Source organism: Actinomadura atramentaria DSM 43919, from assembly GCF_000381885.1.
Lineage (GTDB): Bacteria > Actinomycetota > Actinomycetes > Streptosporangiales > Streptosporangiaceae > Spirillospora > Spirillospora atramentaria.
Genome location: NZ_KB907211.1, coordinates 486563 through 507486 on the forward strand (window position 1 = coordinate 486563; position 20924 = coordinate 507486).

Sequence of the window (20924 nt, forward strand, 5' to 3'; positions counted from 1 at the left end):
CTTTCCGCAGACAAGGCAATCTTCGTCTGGAAGAATTGGGCGATGTCCCGAACCGAAGACTGGATGGCCTCGCGGCTGCCGGAGCTGGCGGCGGCGGCCATCGACCGGTGCGCGCGGGACATCCCCTTCTACCGCGCGCTGCCCCGCGACCTGGTCGAGACCGAGGTCACCGCCGCGTTCACCAACATCATCGGGCTCATCGCCCGGACCCTGCGCCAGGACCGCGCGCCCAACTCCGTCGAGCTGACCGAGATCATCGACTGGTCGGCGCGGCGCGCGGCGGACGGGCTGCCGCTGGACGCCGCCCTGTCCGCGTACCTGATCGCGTCCCGCGAGTGCTTCGCGGCGGTCGCCGACGCCGACCCGGACGGGCTCGCGCGGTACGGCGACCACTCGTTCCGCTTCCTCGCGAGCGTCGTCCCCGCCGTCGTCCTCGCGCACCTGCACGAGCAGCAGCAGATCGAGGGCCACCGCCGCGACCTGCGCCGCGACCTGGTGACGGCGCTGCTGGCGGGCGAGCCCGCCGCCGACCTCGCCGAGCAGTCCGGCGTGCGGCTCGCGCCCGCGTACCTGGTCGTGCTGCTGCGGCTCGCGCCGGGCCCGGCGGACGCGCGGCCGACCGTCCGCCGCGTGCAGGCGGCGCTGGACGCCCACCAGCGGTCCGACGTCCTCGCCGCGCTGGCGGGGGAGGGCGGCACGGTGCTGCTGCCCGCGTCCCCCGACGCCCGGCTGGACGGCCTGGTCGCGCGCGTCGCCAAGGCCACCGGCCGCGCCGTCACGGCGGCCGTCGCGGACGCGCCCGCCCTCGCGGCGATCCCGGCCGCCGTGCGGGAGGCGCGGGAGGTCGCGGACCTGGTCCGCCGCCTGGACCGGCCGCCCGGCCTGTACCGGCTGGACGACGTCCTGCTCGAATACCAGCTCGCGCGGCCGGGCCCCGCGCTCTCAGCGCTGGCCGCGAAGCTCGACCCGCTGGACGACCGGCCGGTGCTGCTCGAAACGGTCCTGGCGTTCGTCCGCCACGGCCACAACCGCAGCCGCACCGCCGCCGAGCTGAGCATCCACCGCAACACCCTCGACTACCGCCTCGCCAAGGCCGCGGCCTTCATGGACGTGGACCTGGGCGACCCCGGCGACCTCCGCGTTCTCGACGCCGCCGCCACCGCCCGCGCTCTCGCCTAGGCGGTGACGGCGACGCGGTTCCAGGTGTTGATGGCGGCGATCGTCCAGATCAGGTGAGCGAGTTCGGTCTCGTCGAAGTGTTCGCGGGCCGTTGCGACGAGGGCGCGGGGGATTCCGGTGGGCGGGAGGCGGGTCATCGCCTCGGTCAGGGCCAGGGCGGCGCGTTCGGCCGGGGTGAAGAGCGGGCTGCCGGAGGCGAGGGCGGTCAGGCGTTCCTCGGTCTCGCCCGCCGCGCGGGCCGCGTCCGTGTGGAGGCCGGTGCAGAAGTCGCAGCCGTTGATCCGCGAGGCGTGGAGGCGGACGAGTTCGGCGAGGCGCGCGTCCAGGCCCTGCGCGGCGGCGGCGTCCACGGCGGCCATCGCGGCGTGGACGCCGGGCGCGGCGAACACGTCCACGCGGGCGTTCTCGGTCATGGTGCTCCTTCCGGGCGGCGGCCCTGGATCGTGTAGAAGACGTGCGAGCGGGCGCGGAAGCGCGGGTCCGCGAGCAGCGCGCGGACGGCCGCGAGCCGCCCGTCGTCCATTCCGGCGCGGACGAAGCCGTCGCGCAGCCGCCGCGTGTGGTGGGCCAGCAGCCGCAGCCCCGGCGACGCGGCGTCCCACGTCTCGGTGTGCGCGCGGGCGACGACGTCCGCCAGGCCCGCGCGCCGCAGCTCGCCGGCGGCGGCCCGGCCGAACGCGACGTCCGCGCCGCCCTCGGCCATCACGCGGTTCTTGGCGGCGATGAACTCGTCCCACAACGCGCGCGCGGCGGCGTCGCCGGACTCCAGGACGGGCGCGCGCGACGAGTCGAACTCGTCGAGCTGCAGCACCCCGCCCGGCCGCAGCGCGCGCACGAGCCGGGCCAGGACGGCCCGCCGCTCCGGCAGCAGCCGCAGGACGAGCCGCGCGTGGACCAGGTCGAACGCGCCCTCGGGCAGCGGGTCGCGGACGACGTCGTGCCGGACGGCCAGCAGCCCGTCCGCCGCCGGAATCCCGCCCGGCGCGAGGTCCGTCGCGACGACCGACCCGCCCGGCGCGACGCGACGCGCCAGCCAGACCGCGACGCTGCCGTTGCCCGCGCCGACCTCCAGGCACCGCCAGCCGGGCCCGACCCCGGCCGCGGCGAGCGCGCCCGTCGTCGCCGGGTCGTGGGCGGCGCTGAGCAGCCGGTGCTGCTCGACGGCGTGGGCCGCGGTCATCGGGCGTCCGCCGGGACGGCACCGGCGGCGGCGAGGCGGCCGAGCGTCGCCGCGCACACCTTGCCGGTGGGGCCGAGCGGCAGTTCGGGCAGGACCAGGAACCGTTCGGGGAGCTGCCGCGCGTCGATCCCGCGTCCGCGCAGGTGAGCCAGGAGTTCGGCGGGCGGCGGGCAGGCGGCGCCCCGGCGCGGCGCGACGCACGCGCACATGCGTTCGCCGAGGTCGGCGTCCCCGACCGGCACGCAGTACGCGTCCGCGACGTCGGGGTGGGCGGCGAGCGCGCGTTCCACCTCGACGGGGGACAGGGTGACGCCGCCGCGCAGCACCACGCGGCGCAGCCGGTCCAGGACGCGCAGCGCGCCGTCCGAGTCCAGGACGCCGAGGTCGCCGGTCCGCACCCAGCCGCCGTCCGCGCGGTACCGGGCGTCCAGGTCGGGCGCGGCGACGTAGCACAGCGGCGTCATCGGGCCGCGCGCCCAGATCTCGCCGGGGGAGCCGGGCGGCAGCGGGCGTCCGGCCTCGTCGCGGACGCTGATCTCGGCGACGTCAGGGTCGGGTGTTCCGGCCAGGTCCGGCTCGAAGCGGTCCGGATCGCGGCCGGTGTGGCAGTTCACCCCGTCGCTGGACCCGTACACGTTGACGGGCGGGAGCCCGAACCGCCGCACGCACGCGTCCCGGACGTGCCGGTGCAGCGGCCCCGCGCTGGACACCACGACGCGCAGCGACGACACGTCGGCGGCGGTCGGGGAGTCGGCCATCCGGGCCAGCATCGTCGGGACGCCGAACAGGTGCGTCGGCCGGTGCCGCTCCACCGCGCGCAGCGCCGCGTCCGCGTCGAAACGCGGCAGCAGCACCAGCGTGCCGCCGAGCCGTGCCAGCAGCACCGACCCGAGCGACCCGTACGACGACGCCAGCGACGGCAGCACCAGCGCCCGTGCCGGCTCCCCGCCGGTCAGCGCCGCGAGGTAGTTGCCGCGCCCGCCCGCCAGCGCGTCGTGCGAGTAGGCGACCATCTTCGGCTCGGCCTCCGACCCGGACGTGACGAGGACGCGCGCGGGCGCTCCCGCGTCCGGGCACGCGGGCCGGAAGCGGCGCACCGCCGCGCCGTCCACCGCCGCCAGCGACCGGCCGCCCGCGTCGCCCGGCGTCCACCGCGCGGTTCCGGCGGGGACGTCCGGCGCGTCCGGCCCGGCGATCAGCGCCGCCGCGCGGGACCGGGCGAGCAGCCGCGCGACGTCGCGCGGCCCGCGCGTGTGCGGGATCGGCAGCGCGACCGCGCCGAGCGCCGCGACCGCGAGTTCCGCGACGACCGCGTCCCGCCCGTTCGGCAGCAGGATCGCGATGACGTCGGCGGGGCCGTGCCCTCCGGCGCGCAGCGCGGCGGCGGCGCGGCGGACCCGGCGGTCGAGCGCCGCGTAGTCCAGGACGCCGAAGTCGTCCACGACGGCGGGCCGGTCGGGCGCCGCGGCGGCGTGCGCGGCGAACAGCGTGTAGAGGTCCCGGCCGGGGCACGCGCCGCGCGCCCGCCACGCCGCGCGCAGCCCGGCGGGGACGAGGTCGGGCAGCGCGACGCCGTGGGCGGACGTCCACGGCCGGGCGTCGGCGGTCGTCATGCGGGCTCCCTCGGGTCGGTGAAGGTCCACGGGGCGCGGGCGTGCGCGACGCCGTCCGCGTCCCGCTCGAACAGCGCGGCGCACGCGCCCGGCTCGGCGGCCGCCGGCACGTCCGGCGCGGCGGACGGGGCGGCGTAGGGGGCGGCGCGCAGCAGCCGGGCCGCGTCCGTCAGCGCCGTCTCCACGACGACGCCCGTGCCGCTCCGCGCCCGCGCGAGCAGCCCCGCGAGGACGCCTTCGGCGCAGATCAGCGCGCCGAGCACGTCGGTGACGGTCAGCAGCGTCGGCGCGCCGCCCAGCAGCGCCGCGACGCCGGTGTGCGCCTGCACGAGGTAGTCGGTGCCGAGCGGCCGCGGCGCGGGCGGCGTCTCGGCCCAGCCGCCCGCGTGCGCGCGGACCAGCGCGGGCGCGGCGGCGGCGAGGTCGGCTTCGGTCAGCCCGAGCCGCGCCGCGCGCCCCGGCGGCCAGTTCTCCAGGAACACGTGCGCGGACGCGGCGAGCCGCAGCGCCGCCGCGCGGCCCGCCGGGCTCTTCAGGTCCGCCTCGACGGCCGATTTGCCCCGGTTCAGCGCGCGGAACCGCGCCGAGCCGCCGCCGACGAGCGGCGGGACGCCGCGCAGCGGGTCGCCGCCGGGCGGTTCGAGGCGGACGACGTCCGCGCCGAGCAGCCCGAGCACATGCCCGGCGAGCGGCCCCTGCACGCGAGTGGCCGACTCGACGACCCGCAGCCCCGCCAGCGGCTTCCGCGCGCCCGGCGACAGCGCGGGCAGGGCGGGCCGCGCTGGGCCGCCGTCGTCCAGCTCGCGCAGTCGCCACGGGGACGCGGGCGGCGGCGGCAGCGGCGCGTCCGCCGCGCGCACCGCCACGACGCTGACGCCCGCCGCGTCCGCGGCGGCCCGGACGGCCGCGTAGCCCACCGCCGCCGTCGCGTCCGCGAGCGCCGGGGGCAGCGCGCACGTCGCCGTCGCGAACCGCCGCTGGAACGGCGGCCACCCGGCGGCCACCGCCGCCCGGTCCGCGCCGAGCGCCGTCCAGAACCGCAGCCAGTCCTCGGCGTCCAGGGTCTCGATCTCGAACCGGACGCCGTCCGCCGAGCGGAACGGCGGCGTGCGGCCCCCCGCCGCGACCCGCTCGCCCGCCGAAGCGACCGCCGCGTACTGGGTGACGGCCAGCGCCGCCGCCCCCGCCACCGACGTCGCCGCGCGCACCGCCGTCCCGCCGCGCAGCGCCGCGAGCGCGCCCGCGAGGACGGCCTGCGCCGCGAGCACGCCCGCGCACACCGACGCGAACGCCACGCCGAGCGCGCGCGGCCCGCCGGTCGCGCGCCCGTGGACGCGCATGAGCCCGCACGCCGCCTGCACGTCCGCCTCGGACGCCAGCGGCAGGCCCGACGCGCCCGCCCAGGAGATCGCGCACTCCGGCCCGTCCGCGAGGCGCAGCAGCCCGGCGTCCGCGCCCGGCACCGGTGCGCCGCCCGCCTCGACCGCGCAGCCGAGCGACCGCAGCCGGTCCGCCGCGACGCGCAGCGCCGTCGAGTCCCCGAACGCCCGGACGACCGTCCCCGCCAGCGGCGACGCCACCGGCGGCGCGGTCACGTCCACCGGCCGCTCCCGTGCGTCTCCGTCCCCAGCCCCAGCCGCTCGCGCAGCGCCGCCCGCCGGACCTTCCCGGTGCCGGTGCGCGGCACCGCGTCCCAGTCGAGGACGACGGGTTCGGCGAGTTTGGGCAGGTCCAGCGTCGCGTCCCGCCACCGCGCCGCGTCGAGCGCGTCCCCGTCCGTCACGACGACGGGCAGCGGCGGCGATCCGGGCGCGCCGAGGACGACGCACTCCAGAACCTCCGGCAGCCGGTCCTCGACCACGTCCTCCAGCTCGGCGCAGCTCCCCTCCGGGATCATGTCCGCCTCCCGGTCCAGCAGCAGGAGCCGCCCCGACCGCGTCAGCACCCCGATGTCCCCGGTCGCGAACCACCGCCCGGCCCGCTTGCGGGCGAACCGCTCCGGCTCCCCGACGTACCCCTGGCACAGCGCCTTGGTGGCGCACACGACCAGGCCCTCGACGCCGCGCGGCACCGGCCGCAGCGTGCGCGGGTCCACGACGCGCAGCCGGGTGCGGCCCGCGACGGGCCGGCCGAGGTCGCGCGTCGTCGGGTGCCGTTCGCGTTCGGCGGCCAGCGCGCGCCGGGTGAGGAACCGGAACGTCAGCGGCCCGGTCTCGCTCTGCCCCCAGCCCTGCAGCCACACCGGCCGGGGCCGCCGCGTCGCCTGGAGGAACGCGCGGACGGTCGGCGGGTGGACCGCGTCGAACGTGCTGACGTACAGCCGCACGCGGCCGAACGGGTCGCCGCCGCCGCGCGCGTGCCGCCGCCAGCGGACGAACGTGGCCGGCTGCGCCTCCATGACCGTGGGCCGGTGCCGTTCCAGCAGCGGCCCGGCCTGCGCCCAGTCCGTCCCGGACACCGCGAGCAGCCGGTCCGGGCCGAGGGTGAGGACGCTCGCCGTCCACGCCAGCGCGCGGCCGTGCGCGAACGAGAACGCGCCCGCCACGACGTCGTCGGGCCGCGCGCCGAGCAGCGGCCAGCGGTGCGCCTCGAACCCGGCGAGCCGCCGCAGCAGCGTCCGCGTCGAGTGGACGACGAGCTTGGGCACACCGGTCGTCCCGGACGTGTGCAGGACCACCAGCGGATCGTCCACCTGCGGCCGGTGCGGAGCGGGGGCCTGCGCGCCGTGGACGTCGTCCAGCGTCAGCACGCCCTCGGGCGCGTCGCCGCCGAGGACGAGCGTCCGGGCCGCCGCCCGCCGCGCCGCCAGCCGCTCCGGATCGGCCACCAGCAGCGCGGGACCGAGCCGCCCCAGCAGCGTCTCCACCGTCTCCGCGTCCAGATGCCCCGACAGCGGGACCGGCACCGCGCCGATCCGCGCCGCCGCGCAGCACAGCAGCACCGTGTCCCAGTGGTTGCGCTTGTGGATCGCGACCCGGTCGCCGCGCCCGGCCCCGGCGGCGGCCAGCCAGCCGGCGGCGTCCCGGACGAGCCCGGCCAGCGCGGGGACGTTCAGCACCGTCCCCCGGTCCGGCGCGAGGTCCAGCGGCCGGTCCAGGTGGACGGTCGTGCGCGTCCCGCGCTCGGCGAGGTCGTCGAACAGCGTGCCCAGCTCGATGCGCCTGGCGAGGAAGTCCATCTACGCGCCTCCGGTCGGGGAAGTGGGCCGGGCGGCCGACCGCCCGGCGAGGTGGGCCAGGACGCGCTCGGCGGCCTGCGCCCCGGACGCGACCGCGCCCTCGCTGCACGGCCGCAGCGCCGTCCAGTCGCCCGCGTACTCGACGGCCGCCGCGGGCCGCGCGGCGAACCCGGCGCGCAGCGCCAGCGCGCGCGGCGCGGCCTCGGGCAGCCCGTGCCGGAACCGGTGGACGAGCACGTGCTCGACCCGCGCGCCGAGGCCGGGGACGAACCGTTCGGCGCGGGCCGTCAGCAGTTCGGCGACCGCGTCGTCCGGCTCGTCGAACAGCTCGGCGGTGCCGCGCGGCGACGTGATCAGCGAGACCAGGCCGCGTCCGGCGGGCGCGCGGCCCGGATGCTTGCGGTGGTCGGCGGTGACGACGCCCAGCAGCGGGTCGTCGGCCGCCGGGACGAGCGTGGCGAACCGGGCCGCGCCGCGCGGGGCGAGCGGCGCGGACAGCACGAGGCTGACCCGCAGCATCGGCGCGTACCCGCATTCGGCGAGGTAGTCGCGGACGGCGGGCGCGGCGTCGTCATGGAGCCGCGCCGCGACGGGCGCGGGCACCGCGAGCACGGCCGCCCGCGCGGTGACGGCGCCGCGCGGCGAGTCCAGCCGGACGCCCCCGCCGCGCCGCGCCACCCGCGTCACCGGATGCCCGGTGACGACGTCCAGCCGCCGGGCGAGGGCCCGCGCGAGGGTGTCCATCCCGTCGCGGTAGGTGTGCCACGTGTGCGACGCCCCGGCCGTGACCAGGTGCGCGGCGAACGGCGCGGCGGCGGACCGCTCGGGGTCCCACCCGAAGAACCCGCCGACGAGCGGGTTCACCAGCCGGTCGCGCAGCGCCGGATGGTACGGCCGCACCAGGTCCGCGACGGTCCGCGCGCCGAGCCGGGCGCGCTCGGGCCGCTGCGGGTCCAGCCCGCCGATCCGCGCGAGCCGCGCCTGCAACCGGACGAGGTCCAGCCGGGCGCGCGGCGGCAGCCCCGCGCCGGTCAGCAGCCCGAGCGGGCGGCCGACGTGCGGCCGGGCGCGCCCGCCGCGCCACACCGCGAGCGCGTCCCCGACGCGGGGGACCGCGCCCGGCTCGGCGTCCAGGCCGAGCGCCGCGATGAGCCGCCACGTCGCCGGGTAGCCCGCGCGGGACGGGAACATCTCCGCGCCCGTGTCGATCACGCAGCCGTGCGCGCGGACGGTCCGCATCCGGCCGCCCACCGCGTCGGCGGCCTCGAGGACCCGGACGGTGCGGCCGGTGCGGGCCAGCGCGTACGCGGCGGCGAGCCCGGCCGGGCCCGCCCCGACGACCGCGACGTCCACGTCGGCGCCCGTCATGCCGCCCCCGCCGCGAGGTTCGCGACGACCAGCAGCACGACCGTCACGCGGTGCGCGTGGATCGCGATCCGCCGGGCGCGCAGGATGTCGCCGCGCACGCCGATCACCAGGTGCGCGGCCCGCATCGCGACGACCGGCGCCAGCACGGCCGCGAACCACCACGGCGCGATCCCGGCGACCGGCGCGCCCACGACGAGCAGGACCTGCGCGGCCGTGACCGCCGCGACGAACATCCGGTGCGCCCGCGCCGACACCAGCGTCGAGACGGTGATCCGCCCGGCCGCGCGGTCGCCCTCGACGTCGTTGGTGTTGGAGTACAGCCCGAACAGCAGCGGCCCGGACCCGAACAGCACCGCCTGCACCACCGCGAACGCGGGCGCGCCGCCGGTGAGCAGCCCGTACGGGACGAGCGTCCAGCCGACGCCGAGGCCGATCAGGAAGACCTCCTGCCCGCCCCGGTAGCTGATCTTCGCGCCCCACGAGTACTGCACGGCCGCCGCCGCGCACACCGCCGCGAGCACGACCGCCCACGGCGGCCGGTGCGGCGCCGCCGCGACGGCGACGGCCCACAGCGCCGCGCCGAGCCCGGCCGCCGCCCACGAGAACCGCAGCGCCTGCCGCTCGGTGAGCGTCCCGGCGACGAGCGGCTTGCGGGCGAGGCGGCGGCGGCGCGCGTCGGAGCCGTAGTTGGCGGCGTCGCTGCCGTCCCGGAAGCCGGTGACGTCGTCGAAGCCGACCATCGCGGCGGCGACGGCGACCTCGGCGGCCAGCGTCAGCGCGAGCAGGCCGAGCGTGCCGCCGGTGAACCGCGCGGCGGGCGCGAGCAGCGCCCACACCACCGCGAGGCCGAGGTAGTAGTCGTAGATGTCGAGTTTGGCCAGCCGCACGTACGCGGCGAGGCCACCCGTGTCGCGGCCCGCGCGGCGCGCGCCGTGGCGGCCCGTGCTGCGGGTCAGGCTCCTCGAAAGGCCCCTGCCGCCGGTCAACTGGTCGGTCATCGCGGCTCCCCGGATTCGTCGGCGAACGCGCACACCGCGTCGGCGATGCGCTCCGCCTGCGCGTCGGTCAGATGCGGGTACAGCGGGAGGGAGAGGTTGCGCCGGGCGGCGCGCTCCGCGTTCGGCCAGCGCGCGCCGGGCGGCGCGAACGGCGCGAACGCGGGCTGCTCGGGCAGCGTCCGCGGGTAGTACACGTGCGCGGTGACGCCGTGCGCGGCCAGGTGCGCCGCGAGCGCGTCCCGGCGGTCGGCCAGGACGGTGTAGACGTACGGGAACCGGCCGTCCCCGCCGACGGGCGGCGCGGCGACGCCGGCCAGTCCCGCGAACCGCCGCGAGTAGTAATCGCAGATCCGCGTGCGGCGGGCCAGCCGATCCTCCAGGCCCGGCAGCCGCCGGAGCTGGAACGCGGCCATGACCTCGTCGAACCGGCTGTTGCGCCCGACGCCCCGGTGGACGCGGTGGTGGACGAACCGGTGGACGCCGTCCTGCCCGTGGTTGCGCAGCATCCGCACCGCCCGGCCCAGCTCCGCGTCGCCGGTCAGCACGACGCCGCCCTCGCCGGGCATCCCGAACGTCTTGACCGGGACGAACGAGTAGACCCCCGCGTCGCCCCACAGCCCCGCCGGGCGGCCCGCGAGCGTCCCGCCCTGCGCGAGCGCCGAGTCCTCGACCAGGCGCAGCCCGCGCCGGTCGGCCAGCGCCCGGAACGCGGGCATGTCCGCCATCACCGAGAACAGGTGCCCGACGAGCAGCGCCTTGGTCCACGGCGTGACCAGCGCCTCGACGGCGGCCGGGTCGGCGGTGAGCCGCACCGGGTCGACGTCGGCGAACACCGGCCGCGCGCCGACCTCCACGACCGCCGACGCCAGCGGCGCGCAGCCGAACGCGGGCACCACGACCTCGTCGCCGGGCCCGACGTCCAGCGCGGTCAGCGCCAGCGCGAGCGCGGACGTCCCGCTGGAGCACGCGACGACGTCGGCCGCGCCGAGCCGGTCGCGCAACTCCTGTTCCAGCCGCGCGGTGTGCTCGCCGAGGATGAACTTCTGCGCGTCGCCGGTGCCGATCTCGCGGACGGTGTCCAGCAGGGCGTCCCGGTCGTCGGCGAACGTCCCGGGCGAGAAGAACGGGATCGCCGTGAGCGGCGGCGCGGTCATCGGGCCCTCCCCAGGTAGAACCGCTCGATCTCGTCGCAGACGCGGTCGGCGGCGGCGTCCGGCAGGTCGGGGTACAGCGGCAGCGCGAGCGCGGCGGCGCACGCGGCCTCCGCGCGCGGGAAGTCGCCGGGCCGGTGCCCGAGGTGCGCGAAGCACGGCTGCAGGGGCAGCGGCACCGGGTAGTACACCTCGGTGCCGATGCCCCGGGCGGCGAGGTGCGCGGCGAGGGCGTCGCGGTCGTCGACCTCGACCAGGTACACGTAGACGACCCGGTTCCCGCCCGGATGGACCGGCGCGTCGCCGGGGACGCGCCGCACGCCCGGCACGCCGCGCAGCCGCGCGTCGTAGCGGGCGGCGAGCTCCGCGCGGCGGGCGAGGTCGGCGTCCAGGCGGGCGAGCTTGGCGAGCAGGACGGCCGCCTGCACGTCGTCGGCCTTGCTGTTGACGCCCGGCAGGACGGTCGCGGCGGAGATCGCGGCGGGGTCGTCCAGCGTCGCGCCGCGGCGCCCGTGGTGGCGCAGCGCGCGGACGGCGTCGGCGAGGGCGTCGTCGTCGGTGAGGACCGCGCCCGCGTCCCCGATCGCGCCGAGCGTCTTGGACGGGAAGAACGACAGGACGCCGCCCGCGCCGAGCAGCCCGGCGTGGCGGCCGTCGAGGCGCATCCCGATCGCCTCGGCGCTGTCCTCCAGCAGCGTCACGCCGCGCCGCCGCGCGACGGCCGCGAGGCCGCGCAGGTCCGCGAGCCGGTCGAACAGGTGCGCGGGCATGATCGCGCGGGTCCGGGCGGTGACGGCGGCGTCGGCGGTGTCGGGGTCGAGGCCGTGTGCGCCCGCCTCGATGTCGGCGAACACCGGGACTCCCCCGGCCAGCTCGACGGCGCTGGCCGTCGCGAGGAACGAGTAGGCCGGGACGACGACCTCGTCGCCCGGCGCGAGCCCGGCCGCGCGCAGCAGCAGGACGAGCGCGTCGGTGCCGGAGTTGACGGCGACGGCGTGCCGCGCGCCGGTCCAGCGGGCGAGCGCGCGCTCCAGTTCGCCGACCTTCGCGCCGTGCGAGAACTTGCCCCGGTCGAGGACGTCGAGCAGGTGCGCCCGGACGTCCGGCCAGGCCCGGTCGAACGACGCGGCCTGGGTGAAGAAGGGCACGGGAGATAAGGCGGCGTCCGCCGCCGGCATTGTCTGCACGATTTCCTTCGGAGAACGGGCGGGGGACGGTCGAAAGGGGGCGTCGCCCCGGGGAAATCCCGCGCCGGCGCGGGGCCGGCGCGGGATTCCCGAGCGGTTCCGCCGTTCGGGGGAACCATTCACGCGGTCGTTTCAGCGGCCGCCGGCGTGCGGCCGTTCGCCGACCGTTTCCCGCGGGCCGGTCAGCGGCCCAGCAGCGGGATCTCGTTGCGGCCGAGGTGGTAGTCGCGGACCGCGTCCACCAGTTCCCCGACCGACAGCTTCCCGCTGCCGTCGGTGTCCAGCTCGCGGAACGCGCGGTCCGCCACGTCGCCCTCCAGGCCGATCGCGGCGAGCCACAGCGACATCTCCTCCGGCGACACCTCGCCGTCGCCGTCGCGGTCCAGGACGTTCACCATCGCCTGGATCGTCGGCTGCACGACCGCGGCGAACCCCGCGTCGCCGCGCGAGATGATCTCCTGCTCGGCGACCCGGAGGAACTGGTCGCGGTCCATCCGGTCGGTGCCGGCCGCGCCCGCCAGGTGGTCGAACATGCCGAGGTAGGCGCGGCGCAGCTCGGCGGCGGCCGGGGTGCCCTCGGCGTTCAGCCGGCCGATGATGTCCTCGGCCTCGCGCTCGAAGTCGGCCCGCTCGATGACGTCGTTGCCGTTGCGGTCCCAGAGGCGGAACCGCTCTTCGAGGCGGTCGGCCTGCTTGGTGGTGGCCATTGGTCTTTCCCCTTCTGTCGTCGTTCGACGGGGACGCCGTTCACGGAGGTAAACGGCGGCCCATCGAGATGTCAACGAACCCCCATCCGTGCAAGGGGAGAGTATCACCGGACGGCGTTCGCGAACAGAAGTCCGACGGTTTCGCAAAGGGTTTCCAAACGCCCGGTCGAGGGAACGGGGGAATGGTTGCAAATACCTTTTATCAATAAATCGGATATCGGGGGTTATGTCGTTTTATTCGGCCGGTGGGCGGCCCTGCCGGAACTCCAGCCGGTCGCCCGGCGCGAGCCCCAGCTCCCGGCCCGTCCGCGGCGGCTCGGCCCGGACCAGCACGTTCTGGTGGTTGGGCAGGTGGCAGCCGTCGAAGCCGAGCAGCACCCCGAGCCGCCGCCCGCCCAGCCACAGCTCGTCGCCCCGGTCCAGGACGCCGCCCGCGCCGATCTCCGCGAACCCGAGGAACGCCACCCGGTCGATCCGCGCGCCGGCCGCCGTCTCGGCGTGGTCGGTCGCCACCAGCTCGTGGACCTCGCCCGCGCGCACGCAGCGGCTCGCCCACGGCTCCAGCCGCATGCCCCGGTCGGCGCGGCGGTGGACGAGCACCTTCACGACCGTCGCGGGCACCGGGCGCTTCGGCCCGTCCTCGCGCGGGTTCACGCCGCCTCCAACCGGTAGGCGTCCTCGACGCAGCGCAGCGCCGCCAGGCCGCCGCCGTCGTCGGCCGCGCCGCCCGCGACGCGCTCCTCGAACGCCCGCACGATCGCCGCGTACTCGTGCCACAGCGACGCCTTGAACCCGTCGTGCCCGGCGAGCATGTCCGCGTGCAGCGTCCGCCCGTCCGCCAGCCGGACCTCGACGTCCTTGCGCTCGCCCGGATACGCCCAGTCCAGCAGCACGCGCGCCCGCGCCGCGCCCGCGCGCAGCGCCACGTCGGCCCGCACGTCCGTGCCCGAGGCGTCCCGCTCGATCCGCGCGGCGCCGACCCGCGCCGGGCCCGCCAGCAGCCGGACGAGGTCGAACGCGTTCGGCCCGTTGTCGGCGACGCACCCGCCGCCGCAGCGCCGCGCGTCCAGGTACCAGGAGTCCGCGCCCGCGTGCTCGCGGATGTCCTCCAGGTACCGCACGGTCAGCTCCGCGACGGGCGCGTCCCCGCACGCGGCGCGCAGCCGCCCCACCGCGTCGTTGTAGCGGCGGTGGAACGCGGTGAACAGCGCCCGGCCGCGCCGCTCCGCGAGGACGCGCAGCGCCGCGCCCCGCTCAGCGGTCAGCGCGAGGGGCTTCTCGACGCAGACGGCCGCGCCGCCGTCCAACGCGTCCGCGCAGACGGCGAAGTGCGCGTCGTTGGGCACCGTCACGACGACGGCGTCCGGCCGCTCGGCCGCCAGCAGCCGCCGGTGGTCGGTGTAGGCGGGCACGCCGTGCCCGGCGGCCCGCGCCGGGTCGCTGTCGCACACCGCGACGAGCCGCGAGCCGGGCGCGTCGCGCAGCGCCGCGAGATAGAAGCGGGAGATCACGCCGAGCCCGATCACGGCGACCCGCAGCGGCGCGCTCACCGCGCCTTCCCCGGCGCGGCGACGCCCGTCCGCGCGGCGATCTCCACCAGCTCGCGGTACAGGTCCGTGCCGAGCGGCACCCCGTGCGCGGCCCGCTCGCGCGCCCGCCGGTGCTCGTGCCAGCCCGGGTACCGGACGGGCCGCGCCGGGTCGGTCGGCGGGCAGTCCAGCAGCGCCCCGAACAGGGCGTCGGCGGCGGCGTCGGTGTCCGCGCCCGGCCGCAGCAGGTCCGGCGCGATTGCGACCATCAGGAACCCGATGTCGTCGTCCCGCCCGCTCGGCCCGCCGTCGCCGGAGTGCGCGTCGGCGTGCGGGCCGGTCGCCGCGCCCGACACCAGCGCGGCCAGCACCTCGACGGCGACGCCCAGCCCGAAGCCCTTGTGCTGCCCGGCCGCGCCGCCCAGCCACATCAGGTGCGCGCCGCCCGCGTCGAACTCCGCCGGGTCGGTGACGGGACGGCCCGCGTCGTCCGCCAGCCAGCCCTCCGGCACCGGCCGCCCCGCGCGCGCCGCCTGCCGGACGCGGCCGGTCGGCGCGGCCGTCGTGCTCATGTCCAGCACGAACGGCGGCCGCGTCCCCGCCGGGGCCGCGACGCTCAGCGGATTGGTGCCGAGCATCGCCGCCGCCCCGCCCGGCGGCCGCGCGATGCGCTGCCCGCCGCAGTTCGACGCGACGAGCCCGACCATGCCGCGCTCCACAGCCCGCAGCGCGTGGAACCCCGCGCACCCGAAGTGCGTTCCGCCGCGCACGGCCGCGAGCCCGACGCCGTACGCCGCGGCGCGCTCGGCGGCGGCGTCCATCGCCTCGGCCGCCGCCCACAGGCCGAGCGCGCGCCGCGAGTCCAGCAGGACGGCCGCGCCCCGGTCGGTGACGACGCGCGGCTCGGCGCGCGGATCGACGCGGCCCGCGTCGAACAGCGGTAAGTAGAGGCGGGCCAGGTTCACCAGCCCGTGCGAGTCCATGCCGGTCAGGTCGCCGTGGCACAGCGCGCGGGCCGCCGTGCGCGCCCGCCCGGCCGGGACGCCGCGCGCCGCGAACACGGCGGCGGTGAAGTCGAGCAGTTCGGGGTACGGCGTCCGCACGGCGCCGGGGGGCGCCTGCGTGGGAGTCGAGGTCACGGTCGTCCGTTCTCGTCGGTGATGTCGTCGGTGAACGCGGTGAGCAGGGACGCGACGGCCGCCGCGAACCCGGCCAGCTCGTCGGCGCGCGCGGACTCGCCGTCCGCGTGCGCGTTGTCGGCGGCCAGGTCGCCGGGGCCGAGCACGACCGCGCACGCGTCCGGGACGTCCGCCATCCAGACGGCGTCGCAGGTGAACGCGGGCTCGTCCGGCGGCCACGGCGGAATCCCCGCGCCGCGCAGCAGCGCGCGGCCCCACGCGTCGCGGTCGTCCAGCACGGGCAGGCCGCGCTTCTCCCATGCGACGCGGGTGATCGCGCGGGCGTCGGCGGCGGTGCGGGCGAACAGCGCGGTGCCGCCGAACGCGGCGGCGAACGCGGCGAGCCCGTCGTCCACGGCCGCCGCCAGCGCTCGTTCCAGCCGCCGCCCGTCCGACGCCGACGCGTACGGGAGGTTCAGCAGCAGCGACCCGGTGCCGTACACCCTGTTGTGCCGGGTACCGGTGTGCAGGCCCGCGACGCACACCCCGTACGGGTCGAGCGCGCGGCCGAGGTGCTGCGCGAGGAACCCGAGCAGGACGCTCGCGTTGTGGCCGCCGCCCGGCCGGTCGTCGATCGCGTCGTCCCCGGCCACGACGACCCGCGCGGTCGCCGCCGCCGTGCAGCGCGTCAGGAACCGCCCGCCGGTCGGCTCGCAGAACACGTTGAGCCGCCCCGTCCAGCCGCGCCGGACCAGCGGCCGGGTGCCGAACACGCCGAGCGCGCCGCCCTCCTCGCCCGCGACGGCCTGCACGAGGACGCCGACGTCGCGGCCGAGCGCGGGCCGCCGCGCCCGCGCCGCGCGGATACCGGCGAGCAGCGCCACCGCCGGGCCCTTGGCGTCGATCGCGCCGCGCCCGAAGAAGGTCTCGCCGTCGTAGGAGACGGGCTGCGCGCCCGCGACCGTGTCGAGGTGGACGTTGAACATGACCGTCCGCGCGGCGGGCAGCCCGTCCGGGCCGAGCCGCAGCACCAGGCTCGGCTGGCCCGCGAGGAACCCCGGATCGGCCAGCGCCGCGCGGACCACGGCCGGGACCAGGTCGTCCGCCACGTCGGCCGGGTCGGCGGGCGCGTGGTGGACGACGCGCAGCCCGATCCGGGCGGCGTGCCGCGCGTACGCGTCCTGCGCGTCCCGCAGCCGGTGCGGCGCGCCGCCGGTCTCCAACGGCCCGGCGGTCGGTAACGCCAGGAGCCGTAACAGCAGGTCGCGGTCGGCCCCGGTGAGCGGCGCGGGAACGGCCGCGCCGCTCACCGCGCGCCCGCCACGAGCGCGGCCAGCGCCCGCCCGTACTCGGTGAACGCCGCGCGGTCCGGCCGCCCGTCGCCCAGGTGCGGCCGCAGGCTGACGTGCGGCTCCAGCGACAGCACGCCCTCGTACCGGTGCTCGGCGAGCAGCCGCAGACACCCGGCGACGTCCGCGACGCCCTCGCCCGGCGGCACGTACACCGTCCCGCCGTCCGGGCCCGGCCGCGCGTCCTTGACGTGGACGTGGACGACGAACGGCGCGACCCGCCGCAGCATCGGCAGCGCCGCGTACCCGTGCGCGACGCCGTTCCCGGTGTCGAACAGCAGCCGCAGCGCCGGGCTGTCGACCGCCGCGACCAGCCCCAGCAGCCGGTCCGCGCGGTCGCCCGCCCAGCCCGCGCAGTTCTCCACCGCCAGCACCAGGCCCCGGTCGGCGGCGCGCCGCGCCAGCTCCCGCACGCGCGTCCGCACCCGGCGGCCCCACTCCCCGCCGGGCAGCCCGCCGGACGGGTACGACATGATCCGCACGATCCGCGTGCCGAGCACCGCACAGCGGCGGGCGAGGACGTCCAGCTCGGCCAGGTCGTCGTCGAAGTCGCCGGTGACCGGCCGCGACCAGTCCCCGATCTTGGACGCGACCGCCGGGACGGCCACGCCCGCCCCGCCCAGCCGGTCGGCGGCGCGGCGGAACGCGTCGTCGGTGAGCCGGGCGAGCGGTGTTCCGTCGACCGACCGCAGCTCCAGCAGATCCCAGCCGAGGTCGGCGAGCGCGCCGAGCTGGCCGGGCAGGTCCGGGGCGGCCTCGTCCCCGATCCCGGCGAGCCGGGGCGCGGCCGCGCGGTCAGCGGACGGCGTCGGCATCGCGCGCCCCCTCCCGCCGGGCCGTTCCGGCCCGCGCGCGGCGCGGCCGGCACGCGGGGCCGCGCTCGGCGGCGGCGCACCGGTCCTTGGCCTCGCTGAGCAGCCGGACGACGTCGATCTGGACGGGCAGCGTCCGGTGCGGCTCGGGCGCGGGCCGCGCGTACCGGTCGTAGACGTTGCGCAGGAACGCCGGGAGCGCGTCGTCCACGATGACCGCGCGCGACGGCGCGCGGCCGGGCCCGGAGATCCGGAGCTGCGAGGTGTGGTCGGCCTCGCTGCACGGGTAGTGGCCGACGAGCACGGCCCGGTCGAACTCCAGCGTCACGCGCCGCTCCCGCACCGGGGACGTCAGGTCGGAGTCGATCTCGGTGCGGACGCCGCCGTGGTGGTCCAGCCGGAGCCGCGCGCGGCCGAGGCGCGGCAGCCGCGTCCGCCCGACGACCAGGTCGGACCAGGACGCGCCGGAGATCCGCGCGCCGCCCGCCAGGCTCAGCACCACCGCGAGCGCGTGCGGGACCTCGACGTCGAACACCGTGGGGTGGTCGTCGCCGCCCGTGCCATGACTCGTGCTGCGGGTGAACCGGGGCTTGTTCTGGACGACGCGGATGCGCCGCAGCGGCCCGTACTCGCCGCCCGACACCGCGTCCTGGAGGCGGCGGGTCAGCGCGCTGTCGAGCCAGTGCGTCGCGACGGTGACGTCCAGCCCCCAGCGCCGCCGGACGCGGGCGACCGCCGCGAGCCCGGCCAGGTCCACCGCCAGCGGCTTCTCCACGAGGATCTTGCGGTAGCCGAGCGCGGCCAGCCGGTCCAGCATCGTCGCGCGCACGGCGGGCGGCGTGCAGAGGTGGACGACCGTGCGGGCCGGGGCGTAGCGCCGCGCCGCGTCCTCCGGCGAGTCGACCGGCGCGACGCCGGGGTCGCCGGACGGGGTCCGGAACGGGTCGAACGCGGCGACCGGCGCCGGGGCGAGCAGCTCCGGGGCCTCGGCGCGGACCTTGGCCAGCGACGGGAGGTGCAGCCCCCGCCCGGACCTGCCCATCCCGATGATGAAGGTGTGTAACAAGGGTGATCCGTCCCTTTCCGCTGCTTCCGGCTCACCGATCAGAAGCGGGCGGACGTGCCGTCCCGGACGGGGCGCCACGCCCCTCGCGCGGCAAAGAGTAACACAACCCTCAGTAATGGAATCATCACTTCCGGCGAAGGGGCGGCGGTCGGCCTGGTAGGCGCCCCTTCGCCGAAAGCGGCGGGGTCAGCGCAGGTTCTTGGCGGCGCGCGCCCCGAGCCACGCCGTGTACGCGGCCGCGCCGACGAGCCCGGCCCTGCGCGTCCGGTCGACGGCCAGCGCGACGCCGAGCGCCAGCTCGGTCGCCCCGTTGCGCTGGATCCACGCACGCGTGTTCTCGGGGAACGCGACCTTGGTGATCGGCACGAACGCCTTCGGCGCGGCGAAGTGGGCCGCGCCGGTGGCGGCGAGGACGAGTCCGGCGGTGCGCAGAGCGCGGGCGCTCACCGCAGCGAGCGCCAGCGAGCGAGGACGAGCGGCCGCGCCTTGCGGGGGTTTCAGGGGGTCGCGCCCCTGAACTGACAGAGCCATGTGAGGGTCCTTTCGAGAGGGTGGTGTCTCCGGCGGTCAGAGCCGGTAGGCGTAGTCGTCCAGGTCGAACGTGCGCGCCCGCCGCCACACGTGCAGGCCCGACTGGGGTCGGACGTAGGGCGAGTCGCCGTGCCGGTCGAAGTAGTACGAGTTGGACCGCGCGCACGACGGCTGGGCGAGGATCGTGCCCTTCATCCGGCGGCGCATCTCGGCGGTGAACGCGTCGTGCGGCCCCTGCTTCACCGTCATCCGGCGGGCCCGGCGGCGGCGCGCCTCCAGGATGCAGCGGACGGCGTGCGTCGCGCCCGCCTCGATGATCGAGAACCAGGACGCGCCCGTCACCGTGTACGGCCCGTTCATCAGCCAGAAGTTCGGCGCGATCGGCACCGACAGGCCCTCGTAGTTCTGGTACCGGTGCTCGTCCCACCACGCGCCCAGCTCGACGCCGCCGAGCCCGACGACGGGGAACGCGGGCATCGCGCCGATCTCCAGCACCTTGAACCCGGTCGCGAGGACGAGCGTGTCCACCGGCCGCTCCGTCCCGTCGCGCGTGACGATCCCGTGCTCGGTGATCCGCTCGATGGGGTCGGTGACCAGCTCGACGTCCGGCCGGTTGAACGCCGGGAAGTACCGGTTGGAGAACGACGGCCGCTTGCAGCCGAACCCGTAGCGCGGCGTCAGCCTGCGCCGCAGCGCCCGGTCGGGGACCTGCCGCCGCAGGTGCGCGCGGCAGATTCCCTCGACGGCCCGCACCAGGAACGGGGCCTTGCTGTAGTGGACGATCCCCAGCACCATGATCGCCTCGGACGCGGCGGCGGTGACCAGCCGCACGAGCCGCTGCGCGGGCGGGAACGTCCTGAACAGCGCCCGGACGGGCCGCGCGATCGGGACGTCCACCTTCGGGAACACCCAGATCGGCGTGCGCTGGTACACGTCGAGCTGCGCGGCGCGCCCGGCGAGTTCGGGGACGACCTGGAGCCCCGACGCGCCCGTCCCGATCACCGCGACGCGGCGGCCGGTCAGGTCGTGCGCGTGGTCCCAGCGGGCCGTGTGCAGCACGGTGCCCGCGAAGTCTTCGAGGCCCGGGATGTCCGGGTTCTTGGGCTGGTCGAGGGGGCCGACCGCACCGATGACGAACCGCGCCGTCAGCTCGCCCCGATCCGTCGTGACGCGCCACACGTCGGCGTCCTCGTCGAACACCGCCCGCTCGACGCGCGTGTTCAGCCGCAGGTGAGGGCGCAGGCCGTACTCGTCGGCGCAGTGCTCGGCGTACGCGCGGACCTCCGCGCCGGGCGCGAACGTCCGCGTCCAGCCGGGGTTCGGCTCGAAGGAGTAGCTGTAGGTCGCGGACGGGACGTCCACCGCGACGCCCGGGTAGGTGTTGTGCCGCCAGACGCCGCCGACGCTCGGCGCGGCGTCCACGATCACGAAGTCGCGCGGGCCGCCGCGCGCGCCCGCCCGCCGCAGCATGATCCCGGCGCACAGCCCGGAGAACCCGGCCCCGACGATCAAAACCTCGTGGTCGGGCCTCACGGGGCGCCGCGCGGGAGCGGGGGAGGGGGCCATCGTGCTCCTTCGACCGGGGGCCGAACCGAAGGTAGCGACGAATTAGACGTTACGTCAATAGGGTGCCGGGGGTCACCACGAGTCGTCCTCCCGCTCGGCGCGCTCGACCCCCTCGGTGTCCGGCGGCAGCGACTCCCACCAGGGCGCGCGCCAGTCCGCGTCCGGCGGCGACCAGTCGGTCCGCACGTCCGGCACGCCGGTGGCGCTCGTCCCCGGCGTCCCCGTCCCGGGCACCGTCCGCCCCCGCGCGTCCGACCCCCGGTTCACCGGAGCCCAGCACGCGTCGTCGGTCTCCTCCGGCGGCGGCTCGTGCCCGACCTCATCACGTTCACCCATGCCGCCCGCCTACCCCACCGAAGACCAGATATGTGACCGCACCCCCCGAGCGAAAG

Annotated in this window: 20 protein-coding genes; 1 reads left to right on the plus strand and 19 read right to left on the minus strand. The window is 77.6% G+C overall.

The features are described from left to right. Positions 1-42: 42 nt before the first annotated feature. Positions 43-1179 carry a PucR family transcriptional regulator gene (locus G339_RS33495; RefSeq protein ID WP_019631481.1) on the plus strand — a complete coding sequence of 379 codons (1137 nt, stop codon included), beginning with the start codon at positions 43-45 and terminating at the stop codon, positions 1177-1179. On the opposite strand, the gene G339_RS0112805 is transcribed toward G339_RS33495, so the two are convergent. The 19 genes from G339_RS0112805 to G339_RS0112895 all read right to left on the minus strand — a co-directional run bounded on the left by G339_RS0112805 (position 1176) and on the right by G339_RS0112895 (position 20868). Next, complete coding sequence (locus tag G339_RS0112805; RefSeq protein ID WP_019631482.1) at positions 1176-1592, minus strand: carboxymuconolactone decarboxylase family protein; 417 nt, start codon at positions 1590-1592, stop codon at positions 1176-1178. The two genes, G339_RS33495 and G339_RS0112805, sit on opposite strands and share 4 nt — an antisense overlap. Then, a complete protein-coding gene (locus G339_RS0112810) occupies positions 1589-2359 on the minus strand; it encodes a class I SAM-dependent methyltransferase (protein WP_019631483.1) in 771 nt (256 codons plus the stop codon). The genes G339_RS0112805 and G339_RS0112810 overlap by 4 nt, the downstream gene beginning before the upstream one ends. Next, on the minus strand, positions 2356-3972 hold the full coding sequence (locus G339_RS0112815) for a class I adenylate-forming enzyme family protein (protein WP_019631484.1): 1617 nt from the start codon (positions 3970-3972) through the stop codon (positions 2356-2358). The genes G339_RS0112810 and G339_RS0112815 overlap by 4 nt, the downstream gene beginning before the upstream one ends. After that, a complete protein-coding gene (locus G339_RS33500; protein ID WP_019631485.1) occupies positions 3969-5573 on the minus strand; it encodes a CoA transferase in 1605 nt (534 codons plus the stop codon). Before G339_RS33500 ends, G339_RS0112815 begins: the two co-directional genes overlap by 4 nt. Then, positions 5564-7150, minus strand: coding sequence for a class I adenylate-forming enzyme family protein (locus G339_RS0112825; protein WP_019631486.1), 1587 nt, complete (start codon positions 7148-7150; stop codon positions 5564-5566). Before G339_RS0112825 ends, G339_RS33500 begins: the two co-directional genes overlap by 10 nt. Then, the gene (locus G339_RS0112830) at positions 7151-8518 is read right to left on the minus strand and encodes a protoporphyrinogen/coproporphyrinogen oxidase (RefSeq protein WP_019631487.1); all 1368 of its coding nucleotides are present in this window, start codon (positions 8516-8518) and stop codon (positions 7151-7153) included. It lies immediately after the preceding gene. Continuing rightward, positions 8515-9516 (minus strand): UbiA family prenyltransferase, encoded by a 1002-nt coding sequence (locus G339_RS0112835; protein WP_019631488.1) that lies wholly within the window; start codon positions 9514-9516, stop codon positions 8515-8517. Before G339_RS0112835 ends, G339_RS0112830 begins: the two co-directional genes overlap by 4 nt. Next, the gene (locus G339_RS0112840; RefSeq protein WP_019631489.1) at positions 9513-10670 is read right to left on the minus strand and encodes a DegT/DnrJ/EryC1/StrS family aminotransferase; all 1158 of its coding nucleotides are present in this window, start codon (positions 10668-10670) and stop codon (positions 9513-9515) included. Before G339_RS0112840 ends, G339_RS0112835 begins: the two co-directional genes overlap by 4 nt. Continuing rightward, entirely contained in the window at positions 10667-11845 is a 1179-nt protein-coding gene (locus G339_RS0112845) for a DegT/DnrJ/EryC1/StrS family aminotransferase (protein WP_026341397.1), read from the minus strand. Before G339_RS0112845 ends, G339_RS0112840 begins: the two co-directional genes overlap by 4 nt. A gap of 191 nt (positions 11846-12036) precedes the next feature. Then, positions 12037-12561, minus strand: a complete 525-nt coding sequence (locus G339_RS0112850) for an EF-hand domain-containing protein (RefSeq protein ID WP_019631491.1) — start codon at positions 12559-12561, stop codon at positions 12037-12039. A gap of 234 nt (positions 12562-12795) precedes the next feature. After that, positions 12796-13215 (minus strand): DUF6917 domain-containing protein, encoded by a 420-nt coding sequence (locus G339_RS0112855; RefSeq protein WP_019631492.1) that lies wholly within the window; start codon positions 13213-13215, stop codon positions 12796-12798. Then, on the minus strand, positions 13212-14111 hold the full coding sequence (locus G339_RS0112860) for a Gfo/Idh/MocA family protein (RefSeq protein WP_019631493.1): 900 nt from the start codon (positions 14109-14111) through the stop codon (positions 13212-13214). The genes G339_RS0112855 and G339_RS0112860 overlap by 4 nt, the downstream gene beginning before the upstream one ends. Further along, a complete protein-coding gene (locus G339_RS0112865) occupies positions 14108-15229 on the minus strand; it encodes an Ldh family oxidoreductase (protein ID WP_019631494.1) in 1122 nt (373 codons plus the stop codon). The genes G339_RS0112860 and G339_RS0112865 overlap by 4 nt, the downstream gene beginning before the upstream one ends. Continuing rightward, positions 15226-16518, minus strand: coding sequence for a M20/M25/M40 family metallo-hydrolase (locus G339_RS39820; protein ID WP_019631495.1), 1293 nt, complete (start codon positions 16516-16518; stop codon positions 15226-15228). The genes G339_RS0112865 and G339_RS39820 overlap by 4 nt, the downstream gene beginning before the upstream one ends. Beyond that, positions 16515-17372 carry a sugar phosphate isomerase/epimerase family protein gene (locus G339_RS0112875; RefSeq protein WP_019631496.1) on the minus strand — a complete coding sequence of 286 codons (858 nt, stop codon included), beginning with the start codon at positions 17370-17372 and terminating at the stop codon, positions 16515-16517. The genes G339_RS39820 and G339_RS0112875 overlap by 4 nt, the downstream gene beginning before the upstream one ends. Beyond that, a complete protein-coding gene (locus G339_RS0112880; protein WP_019631497.1) occupies positions 17353-18411 on the minus strand; it encodes a Gfo/Idh/MocA family oxidoreductase in 1059 nt (352 codons plus the stop codon). The genes G339_RS0112875 and G339_RS0112880 overlap by 20 nt, the downstream gene beginning before the upstream one ends. 210 nt (positions 18412-18621) lie before the next feature. Then, positions 18622-18882 carry a hypothetical protein gene (locus tag G339_RS0112885; protein ID WP_019631498.1) on the minus strand — a complete coding sequence of 87 codons (261 nt, stop codon included), beginning with the start codon at positions 18880-18882 and terminating at the stop codon, positions 18622-18624. A gap of 120 nt (positions 18883-19002) precedes the next feature. Then, on the minus strand, positions 19003-20532 hold the full coding sequence (locus G339_RS0112890; protein WP_051107821.1) for a flavin-containing monooxygenase: 1530 nt from the start codon (positions 20530-20532) through the stop codon (positions 19003-19005). A 72-nt stretch (positions 20533-20604) separates the two neighbouring features. Then, complete coding sequence (locus tag G339_RS0112895; RefSeq protein WP_019631500.1) at positions 20605-20868, minus strand: hypothetical protein; 264 nt, start codon at positions 20866-20868, stop codon at positions 20605-20607. Between the last annotated feature and the right edge of the window lie 56 nt (positions 20869-20924).